The sequence below is a fragment of the Aquificaceae bacterium genome (assembly GCA_037722135.1).
GTDB classification, from domain to species: Bacteria; Aquificota; Aquificia; order Aquificales; family Aquificaceae; genus Pampinifervens; species Pampinifervens sericum.
The window spans coordinates 6,982-8,414 of the sequence record JBBKAW010000032.1 but is presented as its reverse complement, the minus strand read 5'-3'; the positions used below and the strand labels follow the sequence as shown (position 1 = coordinate 8,414).

The 1,433-nt window shown below is 41.8% G+C and carries 1 protein-coding gene; it reads left to right on the top strand.

What is annotated here, in order from left to right:
* Nucleotides 1-42 precede the first annotated feature (42 nt).
* Nucleotides 43-1,433 (top strand): type III-A CRISPR-associated protein Cas10/Csm1 (cas10, locus tag WKI49_02185; GenBank protein ID MEJ7621312.1); only part of this gene is annotated, 1,391 nt, incomplete at its 3' end.

The window sequence follows — 1,433 nt, the reverse complement described above, 5'->3', positions numbered from 1 at the left end:
AAAAAAGGGGAGTTTTCTATTACAATGTTAGTGAGGGGAGCTATGGATAAATACAGGTATAGGGTTTTGTTGGCACTTGGGGGTCTTTTTCATGATGTTGGCAAGCTGTTAGACAGAGCGGGGGAAAAGGCAGAAGGTAAGGAAGATTTTGGCTACGCTCATGCGGAGCTGTCTTATAAGTTCATAGAGAGGGTATTAAAAAACAAGCTAAGCCCAAAGGATTACCAAATGGTGCTTGACTCTGCCTTTCATCACAAGCCCAAGAACCAAGAGCAAAAGCTATACCAAAAAGCGGACATATACTCAAGCAAAGAAAGAAGTCAAGAACAAGAAGACATATCCGATAAAGCCATAAAAAGGCTAAGACCTATCTTTTTGGGTCTTAAGGTTGACTTTTTTAACTCACAGTTAGACAAAGACTACTACATAGAACTCAATAAACTTGAGCTAACCAAAAACGTGCTATTTCCAAGGGATGGGACTCCTAAAGAATCAGACAAGCTGTATCAAGACCTCTATACATCTTTTGAAAATGAGCTAAATAAGGTAGACTTTTCCGACCTTCACAAGGCTTTTCTAAAGGTTTATCATCTCTTTTACAAATACTGTTGGTGCGTCCCTGCGTCTACCTATGACAGAGAAAGAGGCACAAAACACTATCCTGATATTTCCCTTTTTGACCACTCAAGGATGGTCTCCGCCATAGCCTGTGCACTTTCCACAAATAAGGAAAGGTTTTTGTTAGTGGATGGTGATATAAGTGGAATTCAAGAGTTTCTCTTTTCTCTTACCAACATAAAAGGTGTGGCAAAGAGGTTAAGGGGTAGGAGCTTTTTCCTTTCGGTGCTTCCTCATCTTGTGGCAAGGGCATTGCTAAAAGAATTGGAATATCCACTGTGTAATCTTATATACGCAGGTGGAGGGAAGTTTTTGGCACTTTTTGGCTACGAGGAGGGCATAGAAGACAAGCTAAGGAGTTTTGCCAAGAGGGTAGAAGAGGCTCTTATAAGGGAGTTTGGTGGTAAGCTGGGCTTTGTGCTTTCTTGGATTGATACAGACAAGGAGGGTCTTAGTGGTGAGGGCTTTAGAGAAACCATGAAAAGGCTACACGAGAAGGTAAGCCTGCAAAAGAAGAGAAAGTTTAGCCTAACTATGGAAGTTTTTGAAGAGCTTGCTTATGGGAAGGGGGATGGTATGTGTCCCTCTTGCATGTGGGGAATGGTAGAAGAAGGAAAGGAAGTCTGTAAGTGGTGCGAGGTCTTTTTTGAGCTTGGCAACGCTCTCACTAAGGCTAAGTATATAGCCTTTGATACGCATGTGCGGTTAAATAGATGGGGTTTTTACCTTGAGGGTGTAGGGGGTGTTTATCTGTTAGAGCAAGTGGAAGAGAACCTTGAAGAGGTGTATCTCATAAATAACACGGATTTTCTTGA